Here is a 14,197-nt window from a genome sequence, read left to right as displayed (position 1 = left end):
AACATCAAGTTAGTAATTTATTAAAATTGGAATTGGGAATTTGAAAATTGGAATTTTTACTTTTATAACATTAAACAAATTATATTATGGCAACAATTACTGCTGCAGACGTAAATAAATTAAGACAAACTACAGGTGCCGGAATGATGGACTGTAAAAAAGCTTTAGTTGAAGCTGATGGAGATTTTGATAAAGCAATACAAAACCTTAGAGAAAAAGGACAAAAAGTGGCTGCTAATCGTTCTGATCGTGAGTCATCTGAAGGAGCTGCTGTTTCTTTCATTAATGCAGACAAAACTAAAGGAGCTATCATTACTTTAAACTGTGAAACAGATTTCGTAGGTAAAAACGAAGCTTTCGTAACTTTAGCTAAAGAATTAGTAGAAAGAGCGATTAACTTCTCTTCTAAAGAAGAATTTTTAGCATCAGATTTCAACGGAATTACTGTTGCTGAAAAATTAATTGAGCAAACTGGAGTTATTGGAGAAAAAATCGAAATCGGTGGTTTCGAAATTTTAGAGGGAGCTTTCGTTGGATCTTATGTTCACGTAAACAAAATTGCTGCATTAACTGCAATTTCTGCTGCAATTCCTAACGCTGACGTTTTAACTAAAGATGTTTCTATGCAAGTTGCTTCTATGGGAGCTGATACATTATCTTACAAAGATTTTGATCCAGCTTTTGTTGAGTCTGAACTTGCTGCTCGTATTGCTATCATCGAAAAAGAAAATGAAGAAGCAAAACGTTTAGGAAAAACATTGAAAAATGTTCCTAAATACATTTCTTTCTCTCAATTAACTGAAGAAGTATTAAAACAAGCCGAAGAAGATGCTAAAGCTGAATTGAAAGCTGAAGGTAAACCAGAACAAATTTGGGACAAAATTATTCCTGGAAAAATTCTACGTTTCATCTCTGACAATACTACTTTAGACCAAGAAAAAGCCTTACTAGATCAAAACTTTATCAAAGACGATAGTAAAAAAGTAGGTGACTATGTTAAAGGATTCAATGTTGAAATCACTGGTTTCAAAAGAGTTACTTTAGGTTAATACCATTTTAGATTTCTGAATTTAAAGTTTAGATTTCATAACAATAAAAAATCCCATCTTGATTATTCGAGATGGGATTTTTGTTTTGGGCATTCGCTTTTAAAAAATTACCGCAGATTCGCAGATTTTAAAAATAAATCAGAACTGTTTCATTGCACTAATTTAAAAATCAGCGAATCAGCGGTGTTTTTTATTTAGAATTTCTTCGGTTGTAAAAGCGAATGCCCTAATTTATGTTTGAAATCAATTTTCTTTCAAACTAGAATCTCTTTCGATAATACTGGTTGCCAATTCAATGGTTCTAGGATTGAATACTTTTCCCTCTTTTCGACAAATCATTTCATCTAATAATAAGTCAAAAGATGCAACTCCCATTTCATAACTCGGCTGATCTACCGTACTTAATTTAGGGGTGATAACTTGTGACATAAACCAATTACTAAAACCAATAACCGCAATTTGATTGGGCACTTGTATCTTTTTTTCGTTGAAATAAGCCAAAACACCAACGGCAACCAAATCCGTGATAACAAAAAGACCATCAACATCAGGATGTTCTTCTACAATTTGTTTAGCAAACTCCAATCCTTCTTCAAAAGTGACATTTTTACAAGTATAAACCAATTTAGAATCATACGGAATTCCGTTTTTTTCCAATGCTTTTTTATATCCAATAAAACGATCTATCGCATTTTGAGGATTTTCAGGTCCACGAATGTGTGCAATTTTTCTGCAACCTTTGTCAATTAAATGCTGAACCGCCTCCATCGCCGCTTTTTGATCATTGATAATCACTTTGGAACTTGGAATTAATTTCGAAATTTTGTCAAACTGAACAAAAGGAATTTCTTTTCGAAGAATTTCTTTGATATGAAAATCATTGTTCGATTCGTTGGAAAGTGACATAATAATTCCGTCCACTCTTTTATTAATCAAAAGAGCCACTTGTTTTTTTTCTAATTCCAAAGACTCATTCGATTGCAGAATAATTACGAGGTATCCATTTTTTTCAGCTTCAGCAATAATTCCATTAATAACATTAGAGAAAAAATGATGAACCACTTCAGGAATAATCAGCCCAATGGTTTTAGATTCCTTGGTTCGCAAATTTACTGCAAAACTATTGGGCGTATAATTAAGCTCTTCAGCAAGAGTAAGAACTGCTTTTCTCGTTTTTTCACTAACGTCTGAATAGTTTTTTAATGCTTTAGAAACCGTAGTAATGGATATCCCTAAAGTTTCTGCAATTTCTTTTAAAGTGGTCTCTTTCATCTAACAAATATGAGAAAAAAATACGAATTAAAAATCGAAAACGTTTTCGGTACTTTCGAAAACGTTTTCGGCTAAAATATGCTTAAATTTAACACTATTAAAAGTAGTTTTGATAAAAAAAAACCAAACTATTTATTAATCAAACAATTTTAAACCATGAAAAAAATCAACTCATCCATGAAAAATTCAGGATTGATAGCAGCCTTGTTACTATGTAATTTGGGTTTTTCACAAAACGAAACTACTTCTGCAATTGACAGTACTAAAACGACAAAATTAGAAGATGTTGTTATTACTGGTGTTGCAAACCCAAGAGCCAAAATAAAATCAAGTGTATCCATCACTACTATGGATGTGAAACAAATTGATCAATCAGCTCCACGATCTACTGCAGAGATTTTCCGTTCGATTCCTGGAATTCGTTCCGAATCATCAGGAGGAGAAGGAAATTCAAACATTTCGGTTCGTGGTGTGCCTATTTCATCAGGAGGATCTAAATATTTACAAATTCAAGAAGATGGACTTCCAGTACTTTTATTCGGTGATATCGCATTTGCAACAGCGGATATTTTTACAAGATTTGACGGAAATGTTGCTCGGATAGAAGCTATTCGTGGTGGATCAGCTTCTACGCTATCTTCTAATTCTCCTGGTGGAATCATCAACTTTATCAGCAAAACTGGTAAAACCGAGGGCGGAATGATACGAACTACTTTTGGTTTGGATTACAACAACTTCAGAACCGATGTTGATTACGGAACAAAAATTGGTGACGGACTTTATTTTCATGCAGGTGGATTTTACAGAGCTGGTGAAGGTGTAAGAGAAACGGGTTCTACATCAAACAACGGTGGACAAGTAAAATTCAACCTTACTAAAGAATTTGAAAACGGAAAAATAACCGTTTTTGCCAAATTCTTAAACGACAGAGCTGCGGCTTATATGCCAATGCCAGTAAAAGTTACTGGTACAAACAGCAATCCAAATTGGGGAAGCGTTGCTGGTTATGACGCTACAACTGGAGCCATGCAATCTATTTATTTAAACCACAATGTTGGTCTTGGTACTGATGGCCAATTAAGAAGAGGAATTGTTGCCGATGGAATGAATCCTGTTTCAAAATCGATTGGAGCCAGTGCATCTTTTGATTTAGAAGGCGGTTGGAAAATAACTGAAAATGGTCGTTTTTCTTCTAATAGTGGCGGATTTATCGCACCGTTTCCAGCAGAAATTGGTTCAGCATCAGCAATTGCAGCTTCATTCGGAGCGGGTTCTACTTTGACTTTTGCTAATTCAGGAACTCCATTTAATAATCCAAATGGATTAGTGTCCAGAATTCACATGTTCGATACCAAATTAAACGATTTGAATAACTTCATGAATGATTTAAGAGTGACGAAAAAATTTGATAAAATAGGCGTTACTGCAGGGTATTTCAAATCGATTCAAAACATTTCTATGTCATGGTTGTGGAACTCTTATCTACAAGAAGTATCAGACAACAATCCTCGTTTAATCAATGTAACTAATGCTACAGGAACTTTATTAAGCGACAATGGTTTGTATGCTTACGGAACACCAGCTTGGGGAAATTTAGCTAGAAATTATGACACCCAATACAATGTTTCTGCGCCTTATGTAAACGTAACACTTGATGCTACAGACAATTTGTCTTTTGAAGGTGGTTTGCGTTATGATCTAGGAAAAGTTTCGGGATCATTTGCTGGTGGAACATCAAGAGCTTTTGACATCAACAACAACGGAACCATTTCAGCACCAGAACAAAATGTTTTTGCTGTAAACACAGCCAATGAAACTGCTGTTAACTATGACTATGACTATGTTTCTTATACTTTAGGAGCCAATTATTTATTGACTGCAAAACAATCTCTTTTTGCTAGATATAGTAAAGGTGCTGCTGCAAAAGCAGATCGTATCTTATTTTCAGGATTGGATTATTTGGATGGAGACAAAATCAACTCTTTGGACTTTTTGACTCAAGCCGAATTGGGTTACAAACTTAAATTCCCAAAAGGATATGCTTATGCAACGGCTTTCCACTCTAAAACAGACGAAGAGGGTGGTTTTGAAGCTACTTCAAACAGCATTATCAAAAACAATTACAAATCCTATGGTCTAGAAATAGAATCGTCTTATAATGTAAATGATAATTTCAATTTGAAAGGAGCTATGACCTATACAAAAGCTGAAATTACATCAGGAGACAATAATGGAAATGAACCAAGAAGACAACCTAAATTGATGTACAATTTGATGCCAACCTATAACTTTTCAGGAAAGAAAAACACGCTTGGATTAAGTTTCATTGGGCAAACGAAAGCGTATGCACAAGATTCAAATCAATTGGTAATGAATGGATTTGTAATCGTAAACGGATTTGTAGAGGTAGAAGTTGCCAAAGGATTATCATTAAACCTTTCTGGAAACAACCTATTAGACACTTTGGCTATAACAGAATCAGAAGAAGGAAATATTACAGACAATACCGTAAACTACGTAAGAGCAAGACCAATGCCAGGAAGATCAGTATCAATGGCTTTGTCTTACAGATTTTAAAAATATGTTTCATGATGTTAGTTGGTTGCCAATTCCTGTACTTTTATAGTGCAGGAATTGTTTTTAAAATTTAAAAATCACAAATATGACCTTCTCGAAACCTAAACTTAATTTTTGGCAAATTATCAATATGAATGTCGGTTTTTTTGGCATTCAATATAGTTTTGGTTTGCAACAAAGTGCAGTCAATCCTATTTATGATTTTCTACACGCCAGTCCAGATCAAATTCCGATATTAAATTTAGCAGGTCCATTGACTGGATTATTAATTCAGCCAATAATTGGAGCTATGAGTGACAAAACTTGGCATCCAAAATGGGGACGCAGAAAGCCTTATTTTTTCATAGGTGCAATTATTTGCAGTATTGCTTTGTTTCTTTTTCCGTTTAGTAGTTCGTTATGGATGGCTGCTGGTTTGCTTTGGATATTAGACGTGGGCAACAATACTGCTATGGAACCGTATCGTGCCTTTATAGCCGACACACTCAATGAAGAGCAGCAACCCATAGGTTTTCAGGCGCAAAGTTTTTTCACTGGTTTTGGTCAATTTTTGTCCTATATTTCACTTTTTCTTTTTCCAATAGTATTTGTGGGATATACTGGTGAACTACCCAATTGGATTTATGCCTCGTTTTTTCTGGGAGCAGTATTATCGGTAACATCCATTTGGTGGAGCATGAAAAAAACAGAAGAAATTCCACCTACACCAGAAGAAATAGAAAGAATAAAATCAGAACCTTTAAATGTATTCTCGCCTTTTATTGACATTTACAAAGCCGTTTTAGAAATGCCAAAAGTAATGTGGCAACTCTTTTTAGTCTATTTATTTCAATGGTATGCTTTAATGTGTTTTTGGCAAAATAATTCTAAAAGTATTGCTTTATCGGTTTGGAATGTTACCCCAACTAATAAAGAAGGCTACGAAAAAGCAGTAGAATGGATGGGTTTGATTGGGGCATTTGGTTTCATCGTTACCTTTTCGATTGCTTTTTATCTGGCCAAATTAGCCAAAAAACACAGTCCTAAAATGGTTCATTTTGTTTGCCTTTTATTTGGTGCCATTTCCTTTCTATTTTTTCCAATGATACAAAATCAGTATTTATTCTTTGCTGTAATTATTGGTTACGGAATTGCTTGGGCGAGCATGATGGGAATTCCATATTTAATGGTTGTTACCAACATTCCCAAGGAACGTTACGGAGTTTATATGGGCATTATCAATATGATGATTGTGATTCCAATGATTATTCAAAACTTATCTTTTGGATTTATATTAAAATATTTTTTGAATAATGACCCCCGTTTAGCCATCACTTTTGCAGGAGCATTATTACTGCTTGGCGCAACGAGTACCTTATTAATTAAAGCAAAAAACACTAAAACAGCCTTATGATTCGTGACATCAATTATACAAAAGCAATCGAATTACTCCGAAAAAGTAGTTCGCCAGAAGGTTTTTTGGCCAGCGCACAAAACATTTCGAATTACCAAAGAGTTTGGGCTCGTGATGGCGTAATTTGCGGATTGGCAGCTTTGGCTTCTGGCGATGCAGATTTGATTCTCACTTTCGAAAAAACACTAGAAACTCTTGCTAAAAACCAACATCATAACGGAACAATTCCTTCTAATGTAATGAACAATGGCGATACCATCGAAGTAAGTTATGGCGGATTAGCAGGTAGAGTCGATGCTGTAACTTGGTTCATTATCGGAATTTGTCAATATGCTTTTTATAAAAAAGATGCCACTTTCCTAAAAAAATACGAAGACAATATTCAAAAATGTTTATCTCTTCTGGAAGCTTGGGAATTCAATAACAAGCATTTATTATACGTTCCTCTTTCAGGAAATTGGGCGGACGAATACATTACAGATGGCTATGTTTTGTACGATCAATTGCTTAGAATTTGGGCATTAAAAAGTTACAATCATTTTGCAAAAAACGATTCTATTGCTTCCAAAATTGAAAAAATAACCGAACAAATCGAGATTAATTTCACTCCCAATTCCATCGGAGAAAAATACCACGAAAGAGCCTATAACGAAGCTAATATTCAAGATTTTATGCCTTGTTCGTTTTCACCAGCAGGCTATAAAACACAATTCGATGCTTTTGCTAATTCCCTGGCATTGATGTTGAATATTGGAAATTCAAATTTTCAGAATAGCATTTTAGAGCATTCAATTCAACTTTCGAAAGAAAGACCCTTGCAATTAATTCCTGCTTTTTGGCCTCCCATTCAAGAACAAGATTTAGACTGGAACCTGCTCAAAAACAATTGCAAATACGAATTTAGAAATTTTCCAAACGAATTTCACAATGGCGGAAGTTGGTCGATGGTTAATGGTTTCTTCGGTTTGGCATTGCTTTCCAAAGGCAAAAACAACGAGGCTTTAACTATATTAAATGCCATAAACGAAGCCAATTCGGTAGAAAATTACAGTTTCTACGAAAATTTCAACAGCGAAACAACAGCACCAAATGGAGTTCCGTTTTGCGCTTGGAGTGGCGCAGCAACAGTGATGTTACATCAAAACATACATACCAATTTTAAGTTTTTAGTATAAAATGGAAAAAACAATAGACATACTATGCGTTGGCGAAGTCCTGATTGACTTTATTGGTCACGAGGTTAATGCTTCGGTAAAAAAAACCAAAGATTACCACCGTTATTTGGGTGGCTCTCCAACAAATGTTGCCGTAAATGCAGCACGATTGGGATTAAAATCAGCCTTGGTGGCGACTTGTGGTCAAGAAGGTTTAGGGAAATATATCCTTAAAAAACTTAATAAGTATAAGGTAATTACTTCGCAAGTGAGACAATCAGATGCTGAACCCACATCGGTAATTTTTGTGTCAAAATCTACGGGAACACCTGATTTTATTCCGTACAGAGAAGCGGATTGCCAAATTATTCCTAGCCAAATCCCAGATGGATTATTAGAAAAAGCGAAAATTTTTCATACTACCTGTTTTGCATTAAGTAAAAATCCGGCTCGCACCACCATTTTGGAAAGTGCTAAAAAAGCAAAAAAACTTGGCTTGCAAACTAGTATTGATATTAATTTTTCAGAAAGAATTTGGCCCGATCGCGAAGAAGCCATTTCGGTTTTAAAAGATTATTTATCGAATGATCCGCTAGTAAAAGTAAGCGAGGACGACTGTTTTCGATTGTTTGGCGAAACCAAAACCGAGGCTTTTATTTTCGATTATTTTCACAATTTGGGCGTTTCTACCATTTGTTTAACCAAAGGAAAAGATGGTGTAAAATTATCGGATGCTAACCATGGATTGTTTTTTCAAGAAGCTATTCCGATTAGAGAAATAAAAGACACCACTGGTGCAGGAGATGCCTTTTGGACAGGGTTTTTATATGCCAAACTCAACAACAAAAACATTACCGAAAGTATTACTATTGCTCAAAAATTAGCCAGTATAAAACTTCAAAACATTGGAAGACTACCTAATAACATCGACTTAAACAACAGCTTAAAATAATTTATTCTTCTCTTTTAAAAAACTCTAATCTCAAAATAAAACTCTACTTTTGGATATCCTTTTTTAAAAGAGAAGAAAAATCATGGAAGAAAAAACAAGATGCAGCTGGTGCTTGTCGAGCGATTTATACAAAGAATACCACGATCAAGAATGGGGTGTTCCTGTTTATGAAGATCAAAAATTATTCGAATTTTTACTTTTAGAAACCTTTCAAGCCGGATTAAGCTGGATTACCATTCTCAAGAAAAGAGAAAATTTCCGTCAGGCTTTTGACCATTTCGATTATAAAAAAATAGCTAATTATTCCGAAGATAAAATTCAGGAATTACTTTTGGACGCTGGTATCATTCGAAACAAACTCAAAGTATATTCTGCTGTGAGCAATGCTCAAAATTTCATCAAAATTCAGGAAGAATTCGGTAGTTTCAGCAAATATATCTGGGGCTTTGTTGATGGAAAACCCATCGATAATAAACGAAAATCTTTAAGAGAAGTAACCGCCACCACTCCACTTTCAGACAAAATTAGCAAAGATTTAAAAAAACGAGGCTTTAAATTTGTAGGCTCAACAGTAGTTTATGCCCACATGCAAGCCACAGGAATGGTTAATGATCATGTGGAAGATTGTTGGACAAAAAGTCTTTAATAATTAGCATTGAGTTTACTGACTGCTCTTCCTAATTAAAATTATTTTTTGTGAGTTTATTTTGTAAATAAAAAACTTACTTTTGCAAAAAAATCCCAGATATGAAAAGAACAATCACACTTTTAAGCATTTTGTTTTTAATGTTTGCATCTTGTACCAAAGACAATGAAAACTCACAAAATCAAGAATCAACAATTTTACCGAAAAAAATCATTAAGACCGAAGGAACTAATACTTACGAATTAATTTTATCCTATAATGAAAATAAAATTTTAGAGGAAAATAATAGTCTTGACAACTACAAATATGTTTATACCTATACAGATGATTTGATTACCAAAAAAATATTATTCAAAGGAAACATTATTATTAACGTAGATGAATACATCTATGATAATGGGAAAGTCAAAAACATTATAACAACAAAAAATTCCATAGACAAAATAACAGGAGTTATAACCACATATAAATCAAAAACTATATATAGCGATAATACAAATGGAACCATTACTGAACAGAATTATAGTATTGATTCTGTTACTGGAATAGAAACAAAATTACCAGAAAACAGAATCCTAACTTACGCAAATGGAAATTTGGTAAAAGAAGTCAAAAACAGCCTTTCCTATAATACAATTACATATAAATACACCTATCTATATGAATATGACAACAATAAAAATCCATTTAAAAACATTTTAGGTTTAAATAAAATTAGTTCTAATAGCGATGTTTCATCATCAAACAATGTCATAAAGACAACAACTTTATCTGAAAGTAGCAAAGGCTCAACTATTGTTCTATACCCAAATATATATACTACTTACGAAACGAAGTATAGTACAAATTCTTATTTAAAAGAAAACAAATACAGCTATTCCGATGGAAATGGTGGTTTAGAAACATACACAACTCAATACTTTTACGAATAGAAAAATTATTATTAGAAACTAATTTTAGTTTCTAGCAATTCATATAAAAACCCATCGACAATAAACGTAAATCATTAAGAGAAGTAACCGCCACCACTCCACTTTCAGACAAAATCAGTAAAGATTTAAAAAAACGAGGCTTTAAATTTGTAGGCTCAACAGTAGTTTATGCCCACATGCAAGCTACAGGAATGGTCAACGATCATGTGGAAGATTGTTGGACAAAAATTGACAAGTAATTATTTAAAGCATAATTTGTCGCCAACGTTAATTAATCCTTCACTTAAAGACAATATATTGGTACCAAAATACACATTATTATTTGATGTTCGATAGGTGCTCAATGTCTTTAAAGGCTCTTTTAGCAGCATACCTGTCTTTGGATTGTTATTGACCATTACGCATCTACCACAGGGTTTAGCGTTTTGAAATTTCACATCTCCAATCTGAAAAAATTCAAAATAATCTTCCTCATGAGGAAGTTCAGTATGAATAACAATATTAGGTCTGAATCGTTGAATAGTTATTCTTTCTTCTAATTTTTCGTTTAAAAAATCCAAACTTTTAGAACCAATTAACAAATACGGATAACCATCAGCCAGACTCACATTCAAGGTTTGATTCAATCGAGAACTACTATGCTTTCTATCTCCTTTATTGATGATTTTAACTAGTTTACAACTAAAACCAAGTTGTTCACTAAACCATTTGGATGTTTCCTTATTGACTTCTACTACTTTAATTTCATCGTCCCAAACTTTTGAAGAAATAGGTTCATTTAAACTTTCATCGATAAAGAATTCGTGGGTTGTATCATAATGTGAAATGGATATTTTACCTTCTTTTATTTCAGGATAAAACTGACTTAATTCTCGATGTTCACGTTGGGTAATAAATTCATTATTTTCGTCAATCAACATCCATCTTCTGTCATTTTCGAAACCCATTTCTTCCGCTTTCGCACTTTTAACGGTTATTCTCGCTAAACTTTTGATGGGGTAAATATATAATTCAGTTACAACGTAATTCATAATTATTTGCTTATGATGAGTAATAATCTTTGTCAAAGTTCAAAACTTTGACAAAGATGCTAAAATGAATAATGGTTATTTTTTAGAATTTCAATAAAATCAGTTCTATCAATTTCACGACAGCCCAAACTTTCGAGATGCTCATTATACACCTGACAATCCAAAAGTTTATAATTGTTCGATTTTAATTGATTGACCAAAGCTATAAAAGCCACTTTTGAGGCATTCGAAACTTTAGAAAACATACTTTCTCCGCAAAAAATATAACCCAAATCAATACCATATAAACCGCCAACCAATTCCTCATTTTGCCAAACCTCAACCGATTTTGCAATTCCCAATTCGTTCAATTTGCAATAAGCTTCAATCATATCATTAGTAATCCATGTTCCGTTTTGTCCGCTGCGTTTTATCTTTTGACAATTCGAAATTACTGCCCTGAAATTTTGATTAAAAGTAACTGTGAAAATATTTCGATTCAAGATGTTTCGCATACTTTTAGAAACCACCAATTCATCCAGAAACAAAACCATTCTAGGATTAGGTGACCACCAAATAATAGGTTCTCCATCTTCGAACCAAGGAAATATACCACTTTTGTAAGCCAATAATAATCGTTCTGAAGACAAATCCCCACCAATGGCTAAAATTCCATCAGAATTAGCATTGGAAACAGGTGGGAAAAATAATTCTTTGGATAAAACATACATAAATTTAGACCAAAAGACAGCTTTGGCAAGGCTAATTTACAACATAATAAATAAGAAAATTACAAAAAAACCAATGATAACCTTTTGTAAAATTGTGGTTTAGTAAAATTGCGACCTACAAAACAGTGACTAATTCTCTAGTACCTTTGTCATATTTTCTATAAAGCCAACTTTGTCTTTCTTCACCATTTCAAACATCTCTTTTTTGTCGTCTGGAATAGTACCATATTTTTCAAACCAGAGGTGCATTTCAATTAACACAGGTAACAAATCAATTCCTTTTCTAGTTAATTTATACAATACTTTTGCCTTACTGTTGGGATGTTCTAATTTTTGAATTACTTTATTTTCTTCTAAAGTAACCAATCTAGAAGCCAAAATATTAGTAGCAATTCCTTCTGCAGATTTTAAAAAATCGCCATAAGTACATTCTTTAGCAAACATTAAATCCCTTATAATCAAGAAAGACCACTTATCGCCAAACACGTCTAATGTACAGCTAATAGGACAATCTGATCTTTTTTTTACTTCTTTCATAAAAATTATTTTAAAAATCACTTGCGTTTTGAAAGTAATTTATATATTTGCACTTGCAATATGCAAGCAAATGTATAAATTAATTCTTTAATACAAATAAAATGAAGCAAAATATTTTAGTAACAGGAGCGTCTTCGGGGTTTGGTTTACTGATTGCAAATGAGTTACACAAACAAGGTTATAATGTAATTGGTACAAGTAGAAATCCAGAAAAGTATGCGTCAAAATTACCTTTCAAACTAATATCTTTGGATTTAGATTCTGAAGACTCTATAAAGAGTCTGCCCGATAGAGTTTTTAAGGAAGTAAACCAATTGGATATTCTTATCAATAATGCAGGATTTTTGGTCTCGGGAATTGCAGAAGAAACCCCGATTGAATTGGGAAGACAACAATTAGAAACTAATTTTTGGGGTACGATAAAAGTTACCAATACAATACTACCTCATTTTAGAAAACAAAAATCGGGTAAAGTAATAACTGTTGGGTCTATTATTGGTTTGGTAGCCTTTGCAAATACAGCTTATTATGCGGCTTCTAAACATGCACTTGAAGGATATTTTAAGGCATTGCGTTATGAATTAAATGGATTCAATATTAAGGTTGCCATGATTGAACCAGCCGCTTTCAAAACCAGCATTTTAGATAATTCTTCATCACCTACAAACAAAATTGAAGATTATAATACATTGAGAAAAAAAATTCAAGGATTTTCAAATGACTTGGCAGATAAAGCAGAAGACCCTGCAATGGTAGCAAAAAAAGTGCTTGAGGTAGTACAAACAGAAAAACCTAAATTCAGGAATATTATTGGCAAAGGCACCTCTGCATTAATTAACTTGCAACACTTTGCCTATGGAATATTAGAAAAAAATGTGCTTAAAAAATTAAATCAATTTTAAAAACCATGAAAGCATTCATCGTAAAAAAATACAGCAAAAAAGAAAAATTACAACTAACAGACTGGATAGAACCAACAGTAAATGAAAATGATGTATTGGTAGAAATTCATTCTGCAGGTATCAATTTGTTGGATTCACTTATTAGAAATGGTGAATTCAAATTGTTTTTACCTTACAAGCCACCATTTGTCAACGGGCATGATATGGCTGGAATTATCAAAAAAGTAGGATCAAAAGTTAGTAAATTCAAGGTAGGTGATGAAGTATATTCTCGTGTATCTGATCATCGCATTGGTACATTTGCTGAATACATTTCAGTTCATGAGAAAGATGTAGCTTTGAAACCCAAAAACCTTTCGATGGAAGAAGCTAGTTCCATTCCTTTAGTTGGTTTAACTTCTTGGCAAGCTCTTATTGAAATAGGTAAGGTAAAAAAAGGACAAAAAGTTTTTATTCAAGCAGGTTCGGGTGGCGTGGGTACATTTGCCATTCAATTAGCCAAACATTTAGGTGCTTTTGTTGCCACAACTACCAGTTCAAGAAATATTGATTTGGTAAAAAGCCTTGGAGCCGACTTAATTATCGACTATAAAACCGAAGATTTTGAAACCAAATTGAAAGATTACGATTTGGTATTACATAGTAATCGAGATTCAAAAATTCTTGAAAAATCATTACGAGTTCTAAAATCTGGTGGGCAATTAATCTCTCTAGTAGGGCCACCAACACCTGAATTTGCAGCAAAATTAGGTTTACCTTGGGCTTTGAAAATGGTCATTAAACTGTTAAGTTATAGCGCAAGAAGTAAAGCAAAAAAGCAAAACATATCTTTTAAATTTTTGTTTATGAGAGCCGAAGGAACTCAATTGAACGAAATAACAAAACTAATAGAAGCAGGGATTATCAAGCCTGTTGTTGATAAAATATTTCCGTTTGAGCAAACTAACGAAGCATTGTCATACGTTGAAACTGGTCGTTCAAAAGGAAAAGTGGTTATTAAAGTAAAATAACAACAATCTCAATCAAGAATAATTCTTTAGAT

13 protein-coding genes and 1 pseudogene are annotated in these 14,197 nt (G+C 33.3%); 10 read left to right on the top strand and 4 right to left on the bottom strand.

The features are described 5' to 3' along the window. Nucleotides 1-86: 86 nt before the first annotated feature. Nucleotides 87-1,049 carry a translation elongation factor Ts gene (gene tsf / locus OZP15_RS04160; RefSeq protein ID WP_269227240.1) on the top strand — a complete coding sequence of 321 codons (963 nt, stop codon included), beginning with the start codon at nucleotides 87-89 and terminating at the stop codon, nucleotides 1,047-1,049. Nucleotides 1,050-1,292: 243 nt separating this feature from the next. On the opposite strand, the gene OZP15_RS04155 is transcribed toward tsf, so the two are convergent. Further along, nucleotides 1,293-2,321 carry a LacI family DNA-binding transcriptional regulator gene (locus OZP15_RS04155; RefSeq protein ID WP_281337099.1) on the bottom strand — a complete coding sequence of 343 codons (1,029 nt, stop codon included), beginning with the start codon at nucleotides 2,319-2,321 and terminating at the stop codon, nucleotides 1,293-1,295. A 156-nt stretch (nucleotides 2,322-2,477) separates the two neighbouring features. On the opposite strand from OZP15_RS04155, the gene OZP15_RS04150 reads away from it, so the two are divergent. The 7 genes and pseudogenes from OZP15_RS04150 to OZP15_RS04120 all read left to right on the top strand — a co-directional run. Beyond that, the gene (locus tag OZP15_RS04150) at nucleotides 2,478-4,898 is read left to right on the top strand and encodes a TonB-dependent receptor domain-containing protein (RefSeq protein WP_281337098.1); all 2,421 of its coding nucleotides are present in this window, start codon (nucleotides 2,478-2,480) and stop codon (nucleotides 4,896-4,898) included. Nucleotides 4,899-4,983: 85 nt separating this feature from the next. Next, nucleotides 4,984-6,291 carry an MFS transporter gene (locus OZP15_RS04145; RefSeq protein ID WP_281337097.1) on the top strand — a complete coding sequence of 436 codons (1,308 nt, stop codon included), beginning with the start codon at nucleotides 4,984-4,986 and terminating at the stop codon, nucleotides 6,289-6,291. Further along, on the top strand, nucleotides 6,288-7,466 hold the full coding sequence (locus OZP15_RS04140) for a glycoside hydrolase 100 family protein (protein WP_281337096.1): 1,179 nt from the start codon (nucleotides 6,288-6,290) through the stop codon (nucleotides 7,464-7,466). The genes OZP15_RS04145 and OZP15_RS04140 overlap by 4 nt, the downstream gene beginning before the upstream one ends. 1 nt (nucleotide 7,467) lies before the next feature. Beyond that, nucleotides 7,468-8,397, top strand: coding sequence for a carbohydrate kinase family protein (locus OZP15_RS04135; protein ID WP_281337095.1), 930 nt, complete (start codon nucleotides 7,468-7,470; stop codon nucleotides 8,395-8,397). Between the two features lie 82 nt (nucleotides 8,398-8,479). After that, the gene (locus tag OZP15_RS04130) at nucleotides 8,480-9,043 is read left to right on the top strand and encodes a DNA-3-methyladenine glycosylase I (RefSeq protein ID WP_269227234.1); all 564 of its coding nucleotides are present in this window, start codon (nucleotides 8,480-8,482) and stop codon (nucleotides 9,041-9,043) included. A gap of 101 nt (nucleotides 9,044-9,144) precedes the next feature. Beyond that, entirely contained in the window at nucleotides 9,145-9,975 is an 831-nt protein-coding gene (locus tag OZP15_RS04125; protein WP_269227233.1) for a hypothetical protein, read from the top strand. Between the two features lie 47 nt (nucleotides 9,976-10,022). Beyond that, nucleotides 10,023-10,214 (top strand): annotated as a pseudogene (locus OZP15_RS04120) (DNA-3-methyladenine glycosylase I); the annotation flags it as partial. On the opposite strand, the gene OZP15_RS04115 reads toward OZP15_RS04120, so the two are convergent. From OZP15_RS04115 to OZP15_RS04105, 3 genes are all read right to left on the bottom strand, one after another. Further along, on the bottom strand, nucleotides 10,215-11,006 hold the full coding sequence (locus OZP15_RS04115) for an MOSC domain-containing protein (RefSeq protein ID WP_281337094.1): 792 nt from the start codon (nucleotides 11,004-11,006) through the stop codon (nucleotides 10,215-10,217). Between the two features lie 59 nt (nucleotides 11,007-11,065). Continuing rightward, nucleotides 11,066-11,716: a leucyl/phenylalanyl-tRNA--protein transferase gene (aat, locus tag OZP15_RS04110; protein WP_269227231.1), complete on the bottom strand. Its 651-nt coding sequence runs from the start codon at nucleotides 11,714-11,716 to the stop codon at nucleotides 11,066-11,068. Nucleotides 11,717-11,845: 129 nt separating this feature from the next. Next, complete coding sequence (locus OZP15_RS04105) at nucleotides 11,846-12,253, bottom strand: winged helix-turn-helix transcriptional regulator (RefSeq protein ID WP_269227230.1); 408 nt, start codon at nucleotides 12,251-12,253, stop codon at nucleotides 11,846-11,848. A 101-nt stretch (nucleotides 12,254-12,354) separates the two neighbouring features. Between OZP15_RS04105 and OZP15_RS04100 the strand changes: the two genes are divergently transcribed. Further along, nucleotides 12,355-13,155: an SDR family oxidoreductase gene (locus OZP15_RS04100; protein ID WP_281337093.1), complete on the top strand. Its 801-nt coding sequence runs from the start codon at nucleotides 12,355-12,357 to the stop codon at nucleotides 13,153-13,155. 5 nt (nucleotides 13,156-13,160) lie between these two features. Continuing rightward, entirely contained in the window at nucleotides 13,161-14,165 is a 1,005-nt protein-coding gene (locus OZP15_RS04095; protein WP_281337092.1) for an NADP-dependent oxidoreductase, read from the top strand. The last annotated feature ends 32 nt before the right edge of the window (nucleotides 14,166-14,197 follow it).

This window comes from Flavobacterium eburneipallidum, assembly GCF_027111355.2.
Taxonomy (GTDB): domain Bacteria; phylum Bacteroidota; class Bacteroidia; order Flavobacteriales; family Flavobacteriaceae; genus Flavobacterium; species Flavobacterium eburneipallidum.
Note: the sequence above shows the minus strand (reverse complement) of the source record. Positions and strands in the feature narration are given on the sequence as shown.

Coding starts and splice junctions, on each gene's coding strand:
- tsf (WP_269227240.1), top strand. CDS start 87: ATGGCAACAATTACTGCTGCAGACGTAAATAAATTAAGACAAACTACA.
- OZP15_RS04155 (WP_281337099.1), bottom strand. CDS start 2,321: ATGAAAGAGACCACTTTAAAAGAAATTGCAGAAACTTTAGGGATATCC.
- OZP15_RS04150 (WP_281337098.1), top strand. CDS start 2,478: ATGAAAAAAATCAACTCATCCATGAAAAATTCAGGATTGATAGCAGCC.
- OZP15_RS04145 (WP_281337097.1), top strand. CDS start 4,984: ATGACCTTCTCGAAACCTAAACTTAATTTTTGGCAAATTATCAATATG.
- OZP15_RS04140 (WP_281337096.1), top strand. CDS start 6,288: ATGATTCGTGACATCAATTATACAAAAGCAATCGAATTACTCCGAAAA.
- OZP15_RS04135 (WP_281337095.1), top strand. CDS start 7,468: ATGGAAAAAACAATAGACATACTATGCGTTGGCGAAGTCCTGATTGAC.
- OZP15_RS04130 (WP_269227234.1), top strand. CDS start 8,480: ATGGAAGAAAAAACAAGATGCAGCTGGTGCTTGTCGAGCGATTTATAC.
- OZP15_RS04125 (WP_269227233.1), top strand. CDS start 9,145: ATGAAAAGAACAATCACACTTTTAAGCATTTTGTTTTTAATGTTTGCA.
- OZP15_RS04115 (WP_281337094.1), bottom strand. CDS start 11,006: ATGAATTACGTTGTAACTGAATTATATATTTACCCCATCAAAAGTTTA.
- aat (WP_269227231.1), bottom strand. CDS start 11,716: ATGTATGTTTTATCCAAAGAATTATTTTTCCCACCTGTTTCCAATGCT.
- OZP15_RS04105 (WP_269227230.1), bottom strand. CDS start 12,253: ATGAAAGAAGTAAAAAAAAGATCAGATTGTCCTATTAGCTGTACATTA.
- OZP15_RS04100 (WP_281337093.1), top strand. CDS start 12,355: ATGAAGCAAAATATTTTAGTAACAGGAGCGTCTTCGGGGTTTGGTTTA.
- OZP15_RS04095 (WP_281337092.1), top strand. CDS start 13,161: ATGAAAGCATTCATCGTAAAAAAATACAGCAAAAAAGAAAAATTACAA.